Source organism: Nocardioides sp. GCM10023255 (assembly GCF_042653125.1).
GTDB lineage: Bacteria > Actinomycetota > Actinomycetes > Propionibacteriales > Nocardioidaceae > Nocardioides.
This window is the reverse complement of sequence record NZ_JBHSHU010000009.1, coordinates 436182-453405: the sequence shown is the minus strand read 5'-3', so window position 1 is coordinate 453405 and position 17224 is coordinate 436182. Positions and strand designations below refer to the sequence as shown.

Here is a 17224-nt window from a genome sequence, read left to right as displayed (position 1 = left end):
GTGCCCAGCGCGCCGGTCCCCCATGCCCCCGACAAGAGTCGTGCGGCCCACAGTGCGCCACGACGCACCCTGGACCGCACGACTCGGGGGGTCAGGCGTGGGCCGGGGCCTCCGGGTCGAGCTCCGCCTCGACGCCCTCGTCGCCGAGGTCGGCGTGGTAGTCCTCCGGCCTGGTCTGGTCGACGCCCTCGTCGATGCCCAGCGCACGCAGCCCGAACGAGAGGCCGACGCTCACCACGAGGTTGAGCAGCAGCGCGGTGAACCCGATGTACACGAGCGTGTCGAAGGGCAGCCAGTCCGACCAGGGCACGCTCAGGAACGGGTCGAGCGGGCTGCCGAAGTGGCTGCCGGGGTCCCCGACCTTCGGGTTGTTGTAGGCCGTCCACGTGCCGTAGACCATGCCGACCGCCCAGCCGACGAACAGCGCCGTGCGGTGGAAGAACCGGGTGTAGAGCCCGACCACGATGGCGGGGAAGGTCTGCAGGATCCAGACGCCGCCGAGCAGCTGCAGGTCCAGGGCGTAGGTCGTCGAGACGAACAGCACGAACGCCAGCGCACCGAACTTGACCAGCAACGAGGCCAGCTTGCTCTGGGTGGCCTCCTCCGACGGGGTGGCGTTGCGGTTGATGAACGCCTTGTAGATGTTGCGGGTCCACAGGTTCGCGGCTGCGATGGACATGATCGCGGCCGGCACCAGGGCCCCGATCACGATCGCCGCGAACGCGACACCGGCGAACCAGTCGGGGAACTCGTTCTCGAACAGCTGCGGCACCGCCTGCTGCGGGTTGGTCACCTTGACCCCGGCCGCGATGGCCACGAAGCCGAGCAGGGCGAGCAGGCCCAGCAGGAAGGAGTACGCCGGCAGCAGGGCCGCGTTGCGGCGGATCACCGAGCGCTCCCGCGTCGACAGCACCGCGGTCACCGAGTGGGGGTACATGAACAGCGCCAGGGCGGAGCCGAGGGCCAACGAGGCGTACGCCCAGTGCAGCAGCGGCGCCGGGATCGCGCTCTTGGGTGCGGCCTGGCCGGCGGCGATCGCGTCGGCGTTCTCGGAGTTGAAGCTCGCGAACGAGTCGGACGCGGCCGAGAAGATGTGGTCCCAGCCGCCCAGCTGCGAGGGCAGGTAGAGCACGGCCACGATGATCACGACGTAGATGAGCGCGTCCTTGACGAACGCGATCAGGGCCGGCGCCCGCAGGCCCGAGGAGTAGGTGTAGGCCGCGAGCACCACGAACGCGATGAAGAGCGGCAGGTCCTTGACGAACCAGTTGTCGCTGTCCGTGCCGATGCCCATCACCTCCAGGCAGACCTGCATGCCCACCAGCTGCAGCGCGATGTAGGGCATCGTCGCGAGGATGCCGGTCAGCGCCACCGCGGTCGCCAGCGGCCGGCTGTCGTACCTCCCCTGCACGAAGTCGGCCGGGGTCACGTAGCCGTGCCGGTGCGAGACCGACCAGAGCCGCGGCAGGAACAGGAAGATCAGCGGGTAGACCACGATCGTGTACGGCACGGCGAAGAAGCCGATCGCGCTCCCGGCGTAGAGCAGCGCGGGCACCGCGACGAAGGTGTACGCCGTGTAGAGGTCACCACCGATGAGGAACCAGGCGATGAACGTGCCGAAGCCGCGGCCGCCGAGGCCCCACTCGTCGAGGTTGTCCAGCTTCTGCGCCCGGCGCCAGCGGGCGGCGGCGAAGCCGAGGACGGTGACCAGCAGGAAGAAGAACAGGAAGACGCTGAACGTGATGGTGCTGACGCCGCTCATCGCTGCGCCCCCCGTCCCGCGGCGCGCGCCGCACGGTCACGTCGTTCGGCGGCCTTGGTGAGGTAGTAGGCGATCACGGTGAGCGCCACGGCGCCCGGGATCATCGCCAGCTGGGCCCAGAAGTAGAAGGGCCACCCACCCAACGTCGGGTCGGTGGAGTCGTAGAGCGGGACGAGCAGTGGCACCACCACCGCGGGTGCCAGCAGCACCAGGACGAGGGCCCACAGCCCTCGCGATGATCCGCCCTGGGGGCGGCGTGGAACGTCGGTCATGACACACCTCCGAGTAGGTGGTACCCACGATGGGACCGGGTGTGACCATAGCCACCATGGATTCCCGCGTGACCGCCCTGTCCCGTTACGACGACTGGCTGGCCTGGCTGGGCCGCCAGGGTGATGTCGACCCCGACGTGCGGGTCGCGTGGGTGGGCGGGTCCGCGGCCACGGGCGGGTACGACGAGTGGTCGGACCTCGACATCGAGCTGCTGTGCACCCCCGGAGAGGCCGACGCGGTGTACGACCGGCTGCTGGCGCGGATCCGCGAGGACTTCGAGGTCGACCACGTCTGGGAGCTGCCGCGGGCGACGTGGCCGGACGGCCGGCAGTGCTTCGTCAACCACCAGCCTCGGGCGGGGGACCTCACCGAGCCGACGCGGATCGTCGACCTGCACGTCTCCGACCTGTCCGACGCGCACCGTTTCGTCGACGTACGCCGCCACGGCACCCCGATCGTCGTGCACGACCCGGACGGGCTGGTCGTGCTGCGCCACGACGACGAGGCGGCCCTGCAGGCCGCCATCGCCGAGGGGGTCGACCAGGTCGCGCAGCGGCGGGCCACGGCCGAGTGGCTGGTGAACCGCGCGGTGCGGCGCGACCAGCTGCCCGAGGCGGTCGCGCTGTACCTGCGCTTCGGCCTCGCGCCGCTGGTCCAGCTGCTGCGAGTCGAGCACTGCCCGTGGCGCCACGACTTCGGGCTGCGCTACCTGCACACCGATCTGCCGGCCGACGTCGCCGCCCGGGTGGACGCCCTGCTGCCGGGCGCGGCCGACCTCGCCGACCTGTCCGCGGCCTGCTTCGCCTGGACCGACGAGCTGCTCGGGAGCTACCAGCGGCGCGGGTAGTGGCTCCTGCGGAACCGGTGGGCGAGGAAGAACCACGCCAGCAGGCCGATCACGATGACCGGCAGGTGCGTCACCACCGTGATGACCAGCAGGATCGCCAGCACCACGAACACCGGGGCCGGCACGCCGCGGTGCCAGCGGGAGGCGTGACCGCCCGACCACGGCGTGGGACCACGGGGTCCGGGGGTGGGCACGACGGGCCGGGCGGCGTACCGGCTCGGCAGGTCGGCGAAGACCGGCAGCAGCTCGCCTCGGGTGCGCGCCGCCCAGATCCGGTCGAGGCGCTCGCCGTGCTCCTCGGGCGTCAGCCGGCCGGAGACGTAGTGCTCACCGAGCTCGGTGGCGGCGAGCTCGCGCTCGGCGTCGCTGAGCCGGAGGTGCTGGTCGTTCATGACTCCTCCTCGGCGGGGTCTCCGTCCCCGGGATCGCCCTCGGCGAGCACGCCGTAGAGCCGGCGCCGGGTCTCGACGAGGATGGTGACGGCCTCGCGGCGCTGGCGGTCGGTGCCCTGGGTGACGATCTGCCACACCGCCGACATCACCTGGCCGATCTCGGGCTTGAGGTCGGCGAAGCCGGGCCGCGGCTCCTCCTCCGCCCGGTCGAAGGGCGCCCAGACGGCGGCGAGCTCCTCGCGGTGGCTGTCGATGTAGGTCCAGCCCGCTGCCGTCGGCTTCAGCTTGCGCTGCCCGTGGCCCTCGACGGCCTCGACGAGGCCCTCGTCCTCGAGCTGCTGGATCGTCGGGTAGACCGAGCCGGGGCTGGGCCGCCAGGCGCCCCCGGACCGCTCCGCGATCTGGGACATCACCTGGTAGCCGTTCATCGGCTCGGTCGACAGCACGTCCAGGATCGCGGACCGGACGTCACCACGCCGGACCCGCGGACCCGGCTGCTGGTCGCCCTGGGCCAGGCCGAACATCCCCGCCAGCCACGGCGGCGGCCCCGGCCGGCCCCTGCCTGCGGTGTGACCGCCGTGCCACGGACCACCCCACGAGGCGGCGCCCCACGGGCCCCCGCCCCAGCTGCCCCTGCTCCCCATCGCTGCCTCCCAGACTGTCGCCGACCGTTCGCGATATATCGGCAATAGTACGTCGACCGGTCGCCCGCGCAAGGGTCGCGGGAGAAGCCGTCAGCGGGCCAGCCAGGCGGCGTACGCGTCGAAGGTGTAGGGCCGGCCGAGGAAGTCGGCGACCAGGTCGGCGGCGTCCCGGCTGCCCCCGGGGGCGAGCACTCGTTCGCGGTAGCGGGCGGCCACCTCGGGCGTGAACAGGTCGGCGGGGTCGAAGGCGCTGAACATGTCTTTCGCGATCACCAGGGACCACATGTAGGTGTAGTACGCCGAGGAGTAGCCGCCGAGGTGCCCGAAGCTGGCGAACATGTGGGTGCCGTCGATCCAGCCGAACGGCGAGTAGCGCTCCTGCAGCTCGCGCATCCGGGCCGTGAGGTCGGCCGGCCGGTCGGTGTGGAACCAGTAGGACATCGCGGCGTAGAACATCTGCGTGCGGGCCTGGTAGCCCTTGCCGAAGTCGTGCGCCGCGCGCATCCGGGCCACCAGGTCGGCCGGGATCGGCTCGCCCGCGGCGTTCGTCGCGAAGCCGCGCAGCACGTCGGGGTCCCACGCCCACTCCTCGAGCATCTGGCTGGGCGCCTCGACGAAGTCCCACTCGGTGGCGACGCCCGAGAAGCGCGCCCACTCCCCACGTCCGGCGAGCACGTGGTGCACCAGGTGCCCGAACTCGTGGAACAGCGTGACCACGTGGCTGTGCTCCATCAGCCCCCTCGAGAAGTTGCAGACCAGCGCACCCTCGGCCAGCTGCCGGCCGGCCACCCCGTCGGCGAGCGTGAACTGGGCCGCGTGCTTGTACTTGCCCTCCCGCGCGTGCAGGTCGAGGTAGATGCGGGCGATCCGCTCGCCGCCGCCCGCGTCGTGGACGTCGTACGCCGTCACGTCCTCTTGCCACGTCGGCGCGTCGGGGACCGGGACCCACCGCAGGCCGAAGAGCCGGCCGGTCACGTCGAGCAGCCCCTGCCGCACCTTGCCGAAGTCGAAGTAGGTGCGCACCAGCTGCGCGTCCACGTCGAGCTGCTCCTTGCGGACCAGCTCCTCGTAGAAGCCGGCGTCGGCCTCGTCGATCGAGTCCGCGCCGGGCACGTCGCGCCGGTAGCGCTCCAGCAGCACCGCGAGGTCGCGGCGCATCGGCTCCTCGGCGGCCTCGGCGATGCGGTCGATGAACGCGGGGATGGCCGGACCGGTGCCGATCATCTTGACCTCGGCGTCGAAGGAGGCCCAGTCCGGGCGGCCCACGAGGGTCGCGAGCTCGTGGCGCAGGTCGAACAGCTCGACCAGCAGCGGCTCGTTCTGCGGCCAGCCGCGGCTCAGGAACGCGACGGTGACGTCGCGGCGCACCCCCGCGTCGCGGACGAACATCCGTGCCGGGACGGAGTCGGGGTAGTCGCTCGACACGGCCACCAGGCCGTCGTCGCCGGCGGGGTGCGACGCCAGCCAGTCCTCGGGCATCCCCGCCAGCCGCTCCGGCTCGACCCGGACGGTGCGGACGTCGTCGCGGATGGTGCGCCCGAGCTCCTGCACCAGGGCCGTGACCCGCTCGTCGATCTCGGCGAGCCGGGCCCGCGTCGCGTCGTCGCGGTCGACACCGGAGCGGCGGAAGTCGGTCAGCGTCTTCTCGAGCAGGCGCGCCGCCCGGGAGTCCAGTCCGGTCGGGTCGAGGGCCGCCAGCACGTCGTACAGCCCACGGTCCTGGCGCAGCTCGGTGCCGAGCCGGTCGGCGGAGACCTCGGCCTCCTCGCAGGTGGTGCGCACCTCCTCGAGCGGGTGCACGTTGGCCCACAGCGACCCGAGCGCGGCCACGTCGCTGAGCCGGAGGGTGATCTCGTCCCAGGCCCGGAGGGCGTCCAGGGCGTCGGCCGGCGGCGCGGTCCGCAGCGCCGTGGCCAGCTCCCGGACCGCGGCCAGGCCGTCGGTCGTGCGGGCCTCGACCCACGCGCGGGCGTGGTCGGCGTCGGGCAGCTCGAGCGGTCCGGGGGCGGTGCGTTCGGTCACCCCGCCCACAGTAGAGGCGGAGGGGGCTCAGCGTCGCCGACGTCCCTGGTAGGTCACCAGCCCGAGCGCCAGCAGCAGGATGACGATGAAGATCCAGAACCACATGCGGTCCACCTCCTGGCCGTGACGCTAGGCCTCGCCCTGCCCGGGCGGAGGGGCCGAAGGGCTCGAAGATCAGTACGGCGTGCGCGAGCCGTTGGCGATCCAGGCCTCGAACGGCTCCCGGGAGCGCCGGTGCGGCACTCCCACCAGGTTGTCCGCCCACGCCTCCGGCACGGCCGCGAGCGCGGCGTGGAACCGGGCGTCGTCGAAGCCCGCGGCCGCGGCGTCGTGCCGGTCCGCGGCGTACACGACCCGGTCCACCCGGGCCCACAGCGACGCCGCGAGACACAGCGGGCAGGGCTCGCAGGACGCGAAGAGCGTCGTGCCGGCCAGGCTGAAGTCGCCCTCGGCCCGGCAGGCGGCCCGGATCGCCATCACCTCGGCGTGCGCGGTGGGGTCGAGGTCGGCGGTCACCCGGTTGGCGCCCTCGGCGACCAGCCGGTCGTCACGGACCACCACGGCACCGAACGGCCCGCCGCCGTCGGCCACGTTGCGCACCGCCACCTCGATGGCGTGCCCGAGCCACTTCTCGTCCATGCCGACAGGGTGCCACGGGCCTCCGGAGGCCGTAGGTTGATCGGCGTGAACCCGTGGGGACAGCTCTACCGCGACAACGTCGCCGCGCTGGTGGCGCTGGCCGGGGACCTCTCCGAGGAGCAGCTGCACACCCACGTGCCGGCCACCCCCGCGTGGACGGTCCGCGACGTCTACGCCCACCTCGCCGGCGGCGCGGCCGACGCCCTGGCCGGCCGGATGGACGGCGCCCCCGGGCCGGAGTGGACCGCCCGCCACGTCGGTGAGCGCGCCCGGCTCCCCCTGCCGGTGCTGCTGGAGGAGATCGTCGGGCAGCAGGAGGCGGTGGCCGCGTCGGCGGCCGACAGCCCCAGCCCGGCCCTGGTCTGGGACGTCACGGTCCACCACACCGACCTGCACGAGGCGCTCGGTCTGGGGCGGCCCCCGGAGCGGCTGTGGCGCCTGGTCCTGAAGGCGGCCGGGCCGCGGATGGTCGGCCGCGCGGGCGTGGCGGTCCGGTGCGAGGGCCAGGTCTGGGGCGAGCCCGGCGGCGACGACCCGTCCGAGGTGTCGGCGTACGAGCTCTACCGCACGGTGTTCTCGCGGCGCTCCCGCGCGCAGGTCCGCGCCTGGGCGGGACCGGGGTGGACCGACGAGCAGGTCGACGCGCTCGGCGTCTTCGGCCCGCGGCTGGACGACCAGCCGCAGCCGGCCTGACCGCGCCGTCCGCCCGCGCCTTTCGCCCGCGCCGGGGCCCCCGCGCTCCTACGATGTACCGGTGCCCTCCCCCACCGCAGCCCGGCTGCGCCCCGCGGCGCTGGTCCTCGCCTGCGCCCTGCTGGCCGGCGGCGCAGCCACCGCGCCGGCGACGGCCGGGGAGTCGGCGCGCCAGGACGTCCGCCGCACCCGGGCGCTGTACGCCGACCCGCAGTCCTCGGCGGCCCGCGCCGCGCGCGACGACGCCACGTTCGAGCCGCTGGCCCGTGCGCCGCAGGCCCTGTGGGTCACCGGGGCGGTCGCGAGCGACGACGTGCGGCGCGTCGTCCGCGACTACGCCGACCGCGCGAACGCCGCCGACCGCACCCCGCTGGTCTCGGTCTACGCGATCCCGGACCGCGACTGCGGCCTCTACTCCTCCGGGGGCATCGAGGGGGCCGAGGAGTACGTGACCTGGGTCCGCCAGGTCGCCGCCGGGCTGCGCGGCCGGCACGCCATGGTGGTCCTCGAGCCCGACGCCGTCGCGTTCTTCGACGACCCGCGCTGCCACGACGTCGGCGACCGGCTCGACCTGCTGCGCCGGGCCACCAAGGCGCTAGCCCGCGCCGGGGCCTGGGTCTACATCGACGCCGGCCACTCCGGGTGGCGCTCGCCGGAGGAGATGGCGCCGCTGCTGAAGAGGGCGGGCATGGCCCACGCCCGGGGCTTCAGCACCAACGTCGCCAACTTCGTGGCGACCGCGAAGGAGCGCGACTACGCCCGCGCGCTGACTCGCCGGCTGGCGGCGATCGGCGTGCCGGGCCGGCACTACGTGATCGAGACGGCCCGCAACGGCGCCCGGACCGCCCCCGCGCCGGGCGACGTCTGCAACCCCGTCGAGGCGCGGACCGGACGGCGGCCGCGGCTGGTGTTCGACGGGGCCCTCGACGGCTACGTGTGGGTCAAGCACCCCGGGGAGTCCGACGGCCGGTCCGCCGACGGCACCTGCCACGGCGGCCCGCCGGCCGGCCAGTGGTGGCCCGAGGGCGCCCGCCGGCTGCTCGGCGACTGACCGCTCACCAGCCGGAGGAGCCCGGGCCGCCCTTGAAGGGACCGACGACCCGGCCGGTGATCCAGCCGCCGTAGAAGCCGCCCGGCTGCGGCACCACCACCTCGCCGTCGACCGTGCACCGGTCGACCAGCCCGGGCATCACCGCGATCGCGCCCGCGATCGCCTCGAAGCCGCGGGTCGGCTCGGGGTAGGTCCACGCCGCGCGAGCCGCCACCCGCTCGTCGGTCACGAGGTCGAAGTACGCGGCCCGCCCCTTCCACTCGCACCAGGTCGCGCCGTCGGTCTCCCGCAGCACCCCGGGCGCGAAGGAGTCGCGCGGCAGGTAGTAGGTCGGCGGGTGGCTCGTCTCGAGGACCCGCCATCCGGCCGAGGTGCTGGCCACGACCCGGCCGCCGAGCTCGACCTCCACCCGCTCGCTGGTCGTCTCGAGCCGGGGCGGGCGCGGGTAGTCCCACACCGACTCCTGGCCGGGGCCGGGACGTTCCGGGGCCGGGCGCCTCACGATCAGCGCCTCACGGTCGCTGTGCGAGGCGGCCGAGCGCCTCGTCGAGCCCCCGCTCGGCGTGGTCGCCGAGCCGCTTGAACGCCGGTGCCAGCAGCGGCGCGACGTACTTCACCAGCCCCTTGAACTCGAAGTCGGCCGTGTAGGTGAGCCGGGTGCCGGCGCCCTCCGCCGCGATCTCCATGGTGTCGTGGGCGACCACCGTGGCGTTCTCGCCGCGCAGCGCGAAGCGGGTGGGCGCCTTGACCTCGACCACCGTGTAGGTCAGCTCGGACTTCTGGCCTAGGAAGGAGGAGACGTTGCGGTAGGTCGTCCCGACACCCCCGTCGCCCGAGACCCGCTCGGTGCTGACCGTGCCCGGGTCCCACTCGTTGGTGGTGGTGAAGTCGCTCAGGTAGTCGAACACGCGGTCCGGCGGGACGGTCGTGCGCACCGTGCGCTGCAGCCTCATGCCGTCCACGGTAGGAGGTGCCTGGTCGCTGCCGGGAAGAACGCGGGACGGGCGTAGGTTCTGGACCCGTGCGCGCGACGATCCGGGGACTGGTCGCGGACACGCGACCGCTGAAGAACGAGCACTTCCGGCGGCTGTGGCTGGCCAACATCGTCACCGTGGTCGGCGCCCAGCTGACCGTGGTCGCGGTGCCGGCGCAGATCTACGCCGAGACCGGCTCCTCGGCGTACGTCGGCCTGACCGGGCTCTTCGGCCTGGTGCCGCTCGTGGTCTTCGGGCTGTGGGGCGGGGCGCTGGCCGACCACATGGACCGGCGCACCCTGCTGATCTGCACCACGACCGGCCTGATCGGGACGAGCGCGCTGTTCTGGCTGCAGGCGGTGGCCGGCGGGATCGACGTCTGGTTGCTGCTCGGGCTGTTCTCCCTGCAGCAGGCGTTCTTCGCGGTGAACCAGCCCACCCGCAGCGCGGTGCTGCCCAAGCTGCTGCCGCTGCCGTTGCTGCCGGCGGCCAACTCGCTGAACATGACGATCTTCCAGGCCGGGGCGATCGCCGGGCCGCTCGTCGCCGGGGCGCTGATCCCCGTGCTCGGCTTCTCGTGGCTCTACCTGATCGACACGCTCACGCTGTTCGCGACGCTGGGCGCGGTGGTCCGGCTGCCCCGCCTCCCCGTCGAGGGTCGCGGCACCGGCACCCCCGGTCTGCGCTCGGTCGTCGAGGGGCTCGCCTACCTGCGCGGCCACCCGGTGCTGCTGATGTCGTTCGTGGTCGACCTGATCGCGATGGTCTTCGGGATGCCGCGGGCGCTCTTCCCCGAGATCGCGCACGAGTCCTTCGGCGGCCCCGAGCAGGGTGGGCTGGCGTTCGCGCTGCTGTTCGCGGCGATCCCGGCGGGGGCCGTCCTGGGCGGCATCTTCTCCGGCTGGGTCTCACGGGTGGACCTGCAGGGTCGGGCGGTCATCGCGTGCATCCTCGTGTGGGGCGTGGCGATGGCCGGCTTCGGCGTCGCGGTCGGTCTCGCCGACCACGGACCGCGGCTCTTCCTCGGGATCGCGGTCGGGCTGCTCGTCCTCGGCGGCGCCGCCGACATGGCCTCGGCCGCCTTCCGCACCAGCATGCTGCAGAGCGCCGCCACCGACGCGGTGCGCGGCCGGCTCCAGGGCGTCTTCATCGTCGTGGTCGCGGGCGGCCCGCGGATCGCCGACGTCGTGCACGGCGCCAGCGCGGCGATGGTCGGGACCGCCGCCGCGGCGGCCGGTGGCGGCGTGCTCGTCGTGGTCGGGACCGTGGTCGCGGCCCTGGCGGTGCCGTCGTTCGTCCGCTACCGGATCAGCCGGACGCTGCGCGAGGTGCCCTGAGCCTCTCCGCGGAGCCCCTGGTCACGCCCCGAGCAGGCCGCGGACGTAGGCCGCCTGGCCGAGGTGCTGGCTGTCGTCGTTGACGACGCTGACCAGCCGCACGCCCAGCGTCACGGGCGGGTCCCAGCGCTCGTCGACCACCCGGTCGAGGTCCGCGGGCTCGAGCCCCTCCACGTAGCGGACGGTCTGTGCGTGCACGGCGGCGAGGTACGCCGCGAGCAGGTCCGCGTCGGCGCGCACGTGGGCGACCTGCTCGCTGGAGTGCCCGTAGCCGATGTCGGAGCGGTCGAAGGGCAGGCCGAACCGCTCGTGGAAGCCCTGGGCCGTCCACACCTGCTCGAGGCCGGCGACGTCGGCCACGTGGTCGTCCTGGACCCGGGCGAGGTGCCAGACCAGCCAGCCGATCGGGTTGGCGTCGGGACCGGGCCGGTGCGCCAGCTGCTCGACGTCCAGCCCGTCGACGACGTCGCGGCCGCCCTCCGCGATGCGTCCGAGGGCGTCGAGCAGCAGCTGTGCGGGTGTCATGGTCCGAGGCTACGGCGGGTACGAGCGCGGTCAAGCGATCGTGCCGGCCCGCCCGCGGGCCAGGAGGAGGGAACCCGTGACCCAGTTCGGCTACACCCTGATGACCGAGCAGAGCGGACCGCGCGAGCTGGTGCGCTATGCCGTCGGCGCCGAGGAGGTCGGCTTCGACTTCGAGGTGATGAGCGACCACTACTCCCCGTGGCTGACCGAGCAGGGGCACGCGCCGTACGCCTGGTCGGTGCTCGGCGCCGTCGCGCACGCCACCTCGCAGGTGGGGCTGATGACCTACATCACCTGCCCGACGATCCGCTACCACCCCGCCGTGGTCGCGCAGAAGGCCGCGACCGTGCAGCTGCTCTCCGAGGGACGCTTCACCCTCGGGCTCGGCAGCGGCGAGAACCTCAACGAGCACGTGGTGGGCGCCGGCTGGCCGGCCGTCGACGCGCGGCAGGAGATGCTCACCGAGGCCATCGAGATCATCCGGCAGCTGCACACCGGCGAGCTGGTCACCTTCCGCGGCGACCACTTCGACGTCGACTCGGCCCGGGTCTGGGACTGCCCCGACGGCGGGGTCCCGCTCGCGGTGGCCGTCGCCGGCGACAAGGGCGTGGAGCGGTTCGCGCCGCTGGGCGACCACCTGATCGCCGTCGAGCCGAAGGCGGACCTGGTCTCGTCGTGGAACGCCGTGGCCGGTGCACCGACGATCGGGGACGAGGCGCGCGCGGTGGGACAGATCCCGATCTGCTGGGACCCCGACGAGGACACCGCGGTCAAGCGGGCGCACGAGCAGTTCCGCTGGTTCGCCGGCGGCTGGAAGGTGAACGCCGACCTGCCGACGCCGGCCGGCTTCTCCGGCGCCACCCAGTTCGTGCGCCCCGAGGACGTCGCGGACTCCATCCCCTGCGGGCCCGACCTCGACAGGATCGTGGAGTCGGTGAGCGCCTTCTGGGAGGCGGGCTTCACCGACGTCGCCCTGGTCCAGATCGGCGACGAGAGCCAGGAGGCCTTCCTGCGCGAGGCCGCGGGGCCGCTGCTGGAGAAGCTGCGCGCCGCCTCGAGCTGACGCCCGCCACCGGCAGGATGTGCCTCATGAGCGATCGCGAGCACACCGGCCGCCGGGCCGACGGCCTGTGGCAGCTCGGCGTACGCCGCACCGCGCCGCTGCCGCTGGACTTCGTGTGGGAGTCGCTGGTCGCGGACCCGGCCGCCCTGCTGGGGGTGCCGGTGCGGCTGGAGGTGGGCGCGGAGGGACAGGCCGACGGCGTCGACGTGCGGGTCCGCAGCCTGACGCCGCGGGTCGTCACCCGGCTGGCCTGGTGCGAGGAGGACTGGGTCGGGGCGTCCACGCTCCAGCTCCGGGTGCTCCCCGCCGCCACCGGGACCACGGTGTCGATCGCGCACGAGGCCCTGCCCGACGAGGCGGCCCGCGCGCGGCTGCTGCCCGTCTGGACCGACCGGCTCGAGGGCTGGCTCGCCGCCCTCGACGCGCCGGCCGGGTCGTGATCCCGGGGGGGGTCAGCCGAGCCGCTCGGCCCTCAGCGCCCGGACCACGCGGCCGATCAGGTCGAGCGGCATCGGCCGGTCCAGCGGGAAGCGGCCGGTGCCCCGGGTGGCGCGGTACGCCGCCAGCTCGGCCTCGAGCCCGGCGTCGGCCGCGGTGCCGGGATCGGGCAGCGGGTAGACGCTGACGTAGGACCTCCAGCCGGCGAAGTGGACGATCGAGCGCCCGTCGACCTTGTAGGTCGGCATGTCGTAGGCGATGGTCTCGGTCGCGTCGGGCAGCGCCGACCGGATCGTCGCGCGCACCTGCTCGAGCACCGGCCGCACCTCGTCGGGGAACGACGCCAGGTAGGCCTCCACGTCGGCGTACTTCGCGGTCACGACTCCCCCTCGAGCTTCTGCAGGCGGGCGCGCAGCAACGGCTCGCGATGGCTGTTCCCGTGCAGCGCGACGTACCTCTCGCCGAAGGCCGCGAGCAGCGCGTCGTCGAGGCGGCGCACGGCGCCGGGCGGGTAGCGGTAGCCCATCCGCTCGTTGAGCACCGCGGTGTCGATCGACCGCAGCACGTCGCCGAGCTCGTCGAGGGAGGTGATGCCGAGCTCGAGGAGCAGCCCGGAGATCCACACGTAGTGGTCGGTGCGCGACCAGCCGGCGTCGGCGTACTGCCCGGCCAGGAACGCCGCCAGCTCGCGCTGGCTGATCCGCGGGTCGTCGTCGGCAGGCTCGGCGGGGGTCGCGCCCATGCCCTCCTGCAGCCGGTCGCGGATGGTCGAGAACTCGCGGTCGGCGAGCTCGAGCAGGCCGGCCGCCAGCGTGAAGCGGCGGTCGAAGTCCTGCACGTGCTCCTCGGGGATGGTGCCCTTGTAGCGGATGTCGTGCTCGAACTCCGCCCACGCGTGCTGCAGCACCGTGCGGATCTGCACCTGCACGACGCGGTCGCGCAGCAGGTCGTACGCCGGCTGGCTCTCGCGGGCGGCGTCCAGGCTCACCAGCAGGTGCCGGCTGGCGTACCCGAACCGCCCCTCGCTGGCGGTCTCCCGGCCCATGTCCCGGTCGTCGTGGACCACGACCTGGTCGCGCAGCAGGTCCGCGACCGCGGCGACGTCGCTGTGCACGTAGGTGATGACCCGGACCCCGAGCACGTCGGTGATGTCGCGCAGCGGGTCGGGGAACGCCAGCCTGCCGTCGACCACCCGGGCCGCCTTGGCCGCGAACGACGCCACGGTCTTGGCCCGGCCGGTGACGCTGAGGTAGTTGATGCCGGCGTCGTCGAGGACGGTCTGCACCATCGCCACCGCCTGGTCGGCGGCCCGGCGCAGCGCGGCGTGCTGGGCGGCGTACTCCCGGACCGCCACCCGGACCGGGTCCTCGACGGAGGCCACCCGCCGCTCCCGCGGAGTCGGGGCGAGGTCGTCGGGCAGCGTCGGGGTGACGATGTAGCCGCGCTCGAAGTCGCCGTACGTCGTGGTGAGCTCGGGCTTGCGGGCGGTGAACAGCGCGACGTAGGCGCACACGACCGCGTCGACCTGGTCCTCCACCACGCGCAGCTCGCTCTTGCGGGTGGCCTGCTCGACCCGGACGACGAGGTCCTTCCAGGCTCCGTCGAGAACGAGCGGCGGGTCCGCGTCGGCGAGCCCCTCGAGCAGACCCATGAGGACCAGCAGCTCGCCGCGCAGGCGCTCGAGGGAGCGGCCGGACTTGTTCTTGTACTTCAGGGTCCGGCCGAGCCGGAACAGCGCCACCGTCGCCGGGTGCGGGTAGACCTCGATCGCCCGGCGGGCCCGGCCCGACCGCGGGTTCATGTCCAGCCCCAGCCGCGAGGACAGCTGCGCGCCCCTCGGCGTGCCGCGCAGCTCGGGCTTGCCCGTGTTGGAGGGGTGCGCGCCGGCGTCGAACCGGGCGAAGTCGCGGTTGAGGTCGGCCTCCGCGGGCCGGTTGCCGGTGGCGTTCGGCACGATGAGCGGCGCGTCGATCGCGACCAGGCAGTCGCCGGCGACGTACGGCGCCAGCACGGACTCGATCTCCTCGTCGGTGGAGACCGCGGACAGGTGCACCAGCTGGCCGCCGTCGTCGAGGACGGCCAGGCCGGTGGGCTTGCGGAGGCCCCAGGCGAGGTCCACGCCGACGTAGTACATGCGTGAAGCCTGCCCTATCCACGGCTGCGCCGCCTCGGGCTCCTAGATTGAGGGCATGCCCCAGGACCTCAGTGCCGTCGACTGGCCCGTCCGGACCACTCGGCTGACGATCCGCCCGGCAACCGTCCAGGACCTGCCGGAGATGTTCGAGTTCCGTCGCCTGCCCGAGGTCGCCCAGTGGCTCCCGACGCTGCCGACCGACCGGGACGCGTTCGTGGAGCGGCTCAGCGACCCCGACAAGCTCGCGGTCACGCTCGTGGTGGAGCGGGACGGCCGGCTCGTCGGCGACCTCTTCCTCCACATCGGCGACCCCTGGGCCCAGGCCGAGGTGGCGGAGCAGGCGAAGGGCACCCAGGCCGAGCTCGGCTGGGTGCTGGCGCCCGAGCACGCCGGCCAGGGTCTCGCGACGGAGGCGGCCGCCGAGCTGCTGCGGATCTGCTTCGAGGACCTCGGCCTGCGCCGGGTGGTCGCGCTCTGCTTCGCCGACAACGTGGCCTCCTGGCGGATCATGGAGAAGCTCGGCATGCGCCGCGAGGAGCACAACGTGGCGGAGTCCCTGCACCGGTCCGGCCGGTGGCTCGACGGCTACGGCTACGCCCTGCTCGCCGACGAGTGGCGCTCGGGAAGGACGGACCGATGAGCAGCCACCCCTGGTGGACCACCGCGGTCGTCTACCAGGTCTACCCGCGCAGCTTCGCCGACTCCGACGGCGACGGCATCGGCGACCTGCCCGGCATCACCAGCCGTCTCGACCACCTCGAGCGGCTCGGCGTCGACGTGCTGTGGCTCTCGCCCATCTACCCGTCCCCGCAGGACGACAACGGCTACGACATCAGCGACTACCAGGACGTCGACCCCCTCTTCGGCACCCTGGCCGACCTCGACGAGCTGATCGCGCAGGCGCACGCCCGCGGCATCCGGATCGTGATGGACCTCGTCGTCAACCACACCTCCGACGAGCACCCGTGGTTCGTCGAGTCGCGCTCCTCGACCGACAACCCCCGGCGGGACTGGTACGTCTGGCGCCCCGCCCGGCCGGGCAGCGTCCCCGGCGAGCCCGGGTCCGAGCCCACCAACTGGGGCTCGTTCTTCTCCGGACCCGCGTGGGAGTACGACGAGGCGTCCGGCGAGTACTACCTGCACCTGTTCAGCAGGAAGCAGCCGGACCTGAACTGGGAGAACCCCGAGGTCCGCCACGCGATCCACCAGATGATGCGCTGGTGGCTGGACCGGGGCGTCGACGGCTTCCGGATGGACGTCATCAACATGATCTCCAAGGACCTGCCCCCGCGCGACGGGGCGGTCCCGGCGGCCGACCGTGACGGCGTCGTGCCCGAGGGCGGGCTGCACGGCGACGGCGGCCCGTTCTTCCTCTGCGGCCCGCGGATCCACGAGTTCCTCGCCGAGATGCACGCCGAGGTCGTCGCCGGCCACGACCAGACCCTGCTCACCGTGGGCGAGATGCCGGGCGTGACCGTCGAGGAGGCCCGGCTGTTCACCGACCCGGCCCGCCACGAGGTCGACATGGTCTTCCAGTTCGAGCACGTGGGTGTCGACCAGGGCGCCACGAAGTGGGACGTGCTGCCGTTCGACCTGACCGCGCTCAAGGCCTCGCTCGGTCGCTGGCAGGCCGGCCTGGCGGAGAACGGCTGGAACAGCCTCTACTGGAACAACCACGACCAGCCGCGGGTGGTGTCCCGGTTCGGCGACGACGGCGAGCACCGGGTCCGCTCGGCCAAGCTGCTGGGGACCGTGCTGCACCTGCACCGCGGCACGCCGTACGTCTTCCAGGGCGAGGAGCTCGGCATGGCGAACGCGCCCTTCGCCGAGATCGGGGACTTCCGCGACATCGAGTCCGTCAACCACTACGAGCAGGCCGTCGCCCTGGGCGCCGACCCGGCCGACGTGCTGGCCTCGCTGCGGGCGATGGGGCGCGACAACGCCCGGACCCCCATGCAGTGGGACGCCTCTCCGCATGCCGGGTTCACCAGCGGCACCCCGTGGATCGCGGTCAACCCCGACCACTCGGAGGTCAACGCCGAGGCCGCGCTCGCCGACCCGGACTCGGTGTTCCACCACTACCGCCGGCTGATCGCGCTGCGGAAGTCCGAGCCTGCGGTCGCGCACGGCGACTTCACGATGCTGCTGCCCGACGACCCGGTGGTCTACGCGTTCACCCGCCGCCTCGGCGACGTCGAGCTGCTCACCGTGGCGAACTTCTCCGGCCGGCCGGTCTGTCCCGCCGTGCCGGAGTGGGAGCAGTGGGCGGGAGCCGAGCTGCTGCTGGGCAACGTGACGGGTTCGAACGGTCCCGAGCTGGCGCCGTGGGAGGCGCGGGTGCTGCGGCGTACCGGCCGCTGACCTCCGCCGACCTGCGCATGCCCATTTCTGGGGCAGCGCACCCTGTCGAGATCCGCGTAGCGTCCCCGA

The 17224-nt window shown here is 73.4% G+C and carries 19 protein-coding genes; 8 read left to right on the top strand and 11 right to left on the bottom strand.

The annotated features are described in order from the left end of the window. Nucleotides 1–91 precede the first annotated feature (91 nt). Both mctP and ACFO9I_RS16030 read right to left on the bottom strand, forming a co-directional pair. Nucleotides 92–1762 carry a monocarboxylate uptake permease MctP gene (gene mctP / locus ACFO9I_RS16035; RefSeq protein ID WP_379182575.1) on the bottom strand — a complete coding sequence of 557 codons (1671 nt, stop codon included), beginning with the start codon at nt 1760–1762 and terminating at the stop codon, nt 92–94. Then, nucleotides 1759–2034, bottom strand: coding sequence for a DUF3311 domain-containing protein (locus ACFO9I_RS16030; protein ID WP_379182573.1), 276 nt, complete (start codon nt 2032–2034; stop codon nt 1759–1761). The genes mctP and ACFO9I_RS16030 overlap by 4 nt, the downstream gene beginning before the upstream one ends. A 56-nt stretch (nt 2035–2090) precedes the next feature. On the opposite strand from ACFO9I_RS16030, the gene ACFO9I_RS16025 reads away from it, so the two are divergent. Then, complete coding sequence (locus ACFO9I_RS16025) at nt 2091–2882, top strand: hypothetical protein (protein WP_379182571.1); 792 nt, start codon at nt 2091–2093, stop codon at nt 2880–2882. Here ACFO9I_RS16025 and ACFO9I_RS16020 read toward each other — a convergent pair. From ACFO9I_RS16020 to ACFO9I_RS16005, 4 genes are all read right to left on the bottom strand, one after another. After that, the gene (locus ACFO9I_RS16020) at nt 2864–3274 is read right to left on the bottom strand and encodes a DUF1707 SHOCT-like domain-containing protein (protein ID WP_379182570.1); all 411 of its coding nucleotides are present in this window, start codon (nt 3272–3274) and stop codon (nt 2864–2866) included. The two genes, ACFO9I_RS16025 and ACFO9I_RS16020, sit on opposite strands and share 19 nt — an antisense overlap. Then, nucleotides 3271–3918, bottom strand: coding sequence for a PadR family transcriptional regulator (locus tag ACFO9I_RS16015; RefSeq protein ID WP_379182568.1), 648 nt, complete (start codon nt 3916–3918; stop codon nt 3271–3273). Before ACFO9I_RS16015 ends, ACFO9I_RS16020 begins: the two co-directional genes overlap by 4 nt. A gap of 90 nt (nt 3919–4008) precedes the next feature. Beyond that, entirely contained in the window at nt 4009–5940 is a 1932-nt protein-coding gene (locus ACFO9I_RS16010; RefSeq protein ID WP_379182566.1) for a M3 family metallopeptidase, read from the bottom strand. A 174-nt stretch (nt 5941–6114) separates the two neighbouring features. Beyond that, a complete protein-coding gene (locus ACFO9I_RS16005; RefSeq protein WP_379182564.1) occupies nt 6115–6579 on the bottom strand; it encodes a nucleoside deaminase in 465 nt (154 codons plus the stop codon). 45 nt (nt 6580–6624) lie between these two features. On the opposite strand from ACFO9I_RS16005, the gene ACFO9I_RS16000 reads away from it, so the two are divergent. Continuing rightward, nucleotides 6625–7272 carry a maleylpyruvate isomerase N-terminal domain-containing protein gene (locus tag ACFO9I_RS16000; protein ID WP_379182562.1) on the top strand — a complete coding sequence of 216 codons (648 nt, stop codon included), beginning with the start codon at nt 6625–6627 and terminating at the stop codon, nt 7270–7272. A gap of 61 nt (nt 7273–7333) precedes the next feature. Further along, the gene (locus tag ACFO9I_RS15995; RefSeq protein ID WP_379182560.1) at nt 7334–8323 is read left to right on the top strand and encodes a glycoside hydrolase family 6 protein; all 990 of its coding nucleotides are present in this window, start codon (nt 7334–7336) and stop codon (nt 8321–8323) included. 4 nt (nt 8324–8327) lie between these two features. On the opposite strand, the gene ACFO9I_RS15990 is transcribed toward ACFO9I_RS15995, so the two are convergent. Both ACFO9I_RS15990 and ACFO9I_RS15985 read right to left on the bottom strand, forming a co-directional pair. Continuing rightward, nucleotides 8328–8825, bottom strand: coding sequence for a DUF427 domain-containing protein (locus ACFO9I_RS15990; RefSeq protein WP_379182558.1), 498 nt, complete (start codon nt 8823–8825; stop codon nt 8328–8330). 10 nt (nt 8826–8835) lie between these two features. Further along, complete coding sequence (locus ACFO9I_RS15985) at nt 8836–9276, bottom strand: SRPBCC family protein (protein ID WP_379182556.1); 441 nt, start codon at nt 9274–9276, stop codon at nt 8836–8838. A 68-nt stretch (nt 9277–9344) separates the two neighbouring features. Between ACFO9I_RS15985 and ACFO9I_RS15980 the strand changes: the two genes are divergently transcribed. Beyond that, nucleotides 9345–10634: an MFS transporter gene (locus ACFO9I_RS15980; RefSeq protein WP_379182555.1), complete on the top strand. Its 1290-nt coding sequence runs from the start codon at nt 9345–9347 to the stop codon at nt 10632–10634. A gap of 21 nt (nt 10635–10655) precedes the next feature. On the opposite strand, the gene ACFO9I_RS15975 is transcribed toward ACFO9I_RS15980, so the two are convergent. Continuing rightward, nucleotides 10656–11159 (bottom strand): mycothiol transferase, encoded by a 504-nt coding sequence (locus tag ACFO9I_RS15975; RefSeq protein ID WP_379182553.1) that lies wholly within the window; start codon nt 11157–11159, stop codon nt 10656–10658. 76 nt (nt 11160–11235) lie between these two features. Here ACFO9I_RS15975 and ACFO9I_RS15970 point away from each other — a divergent pair, with 76 nt between their 5' ends. Together ACFO9I_RS15970 and ACFO9I_RS15965 are read left to right on the top strand one after the other, a co-directional pair. Then, complete coding sequence (locus tag ACFO9I_RS15970; protein ID WP_379182551.1) at nt 11236–12222, top strand: LLM class F420-dependent oxidoreductase; 987 nt, start codon at nt 11236–11238, stop codon at nt 12220–12222. Nucleotides 12223–12248: 26 nt separating this feature from the next. Then, complete coding sequence (locus ACFO9I_RS15965) at nt 12249–12662, top strand: hypothetical protein (protein ID WP_379182549.1); 414 nt, start codon at nt 12249–12251, stop codon at nt 12660–12662. A gap of 12 nt (nt 12663–12674) precedes the next feature. On the opposite strand, the gene ACFO9I_RS15960 is transcribed toward ACFO9I_RS15965, so the two are convergent. Next, nucleotides 12675–13040: an iron chaperone gene (locus ACFO9I_RS15960; RefSeq protein ID WP_379182547.1), complete on the bottom strand. Its 366-nt coding sequence runs from the start codon at nt 13038–13040 to the stop codon at nt 12675–12677. Next, complete coding sequence (locus ACFO9I_RS15955; RefSeq protein ID WP_379182545.1) at nt 13037–14794, bottom strand: DUF429 domain-containing protein; 1758 nt, start codon at nt 14792–14794, stop codon at nt 13037–13039. Before ACFO9I_RS15955 ends, ACFO9I_RS15960 begins: the two co-directional genes overlap by 4 nt. 55 nt (nt 14795–14849) lie before the next feature. Here ACFO9I_RS15955 and ACFO9I_RS15950 point away from each other — a divergent pair, with 55 nt between their 5' ends. Further along, entirely contained in the window at nt 14850–15434 is a 585-nt protein-coding gene (locus ACFO9I_RS15950; protein WP_379182543.1) for a GNAT family N-acetyltransferase, read from the top strand. Beyond that, the gene (locus ACFO9I_RS15945; protein WP_379182541.1) at nt 15431–17155 is read left to right on the top strand and encodes a glycoside hydrolase family 13 protein; all 1725 of its coding nucleotides are present in this window, start codon (nt 15431–15433) and stop codon (nt 17153–17155) included. Before ACFO9I_RS15950 ends, ACFO9I_RS15945 begins: the two co-directional genes overlap by 4 nt. Nucleotides 17156–17224 lie beyond the last annotated feature (69 nt).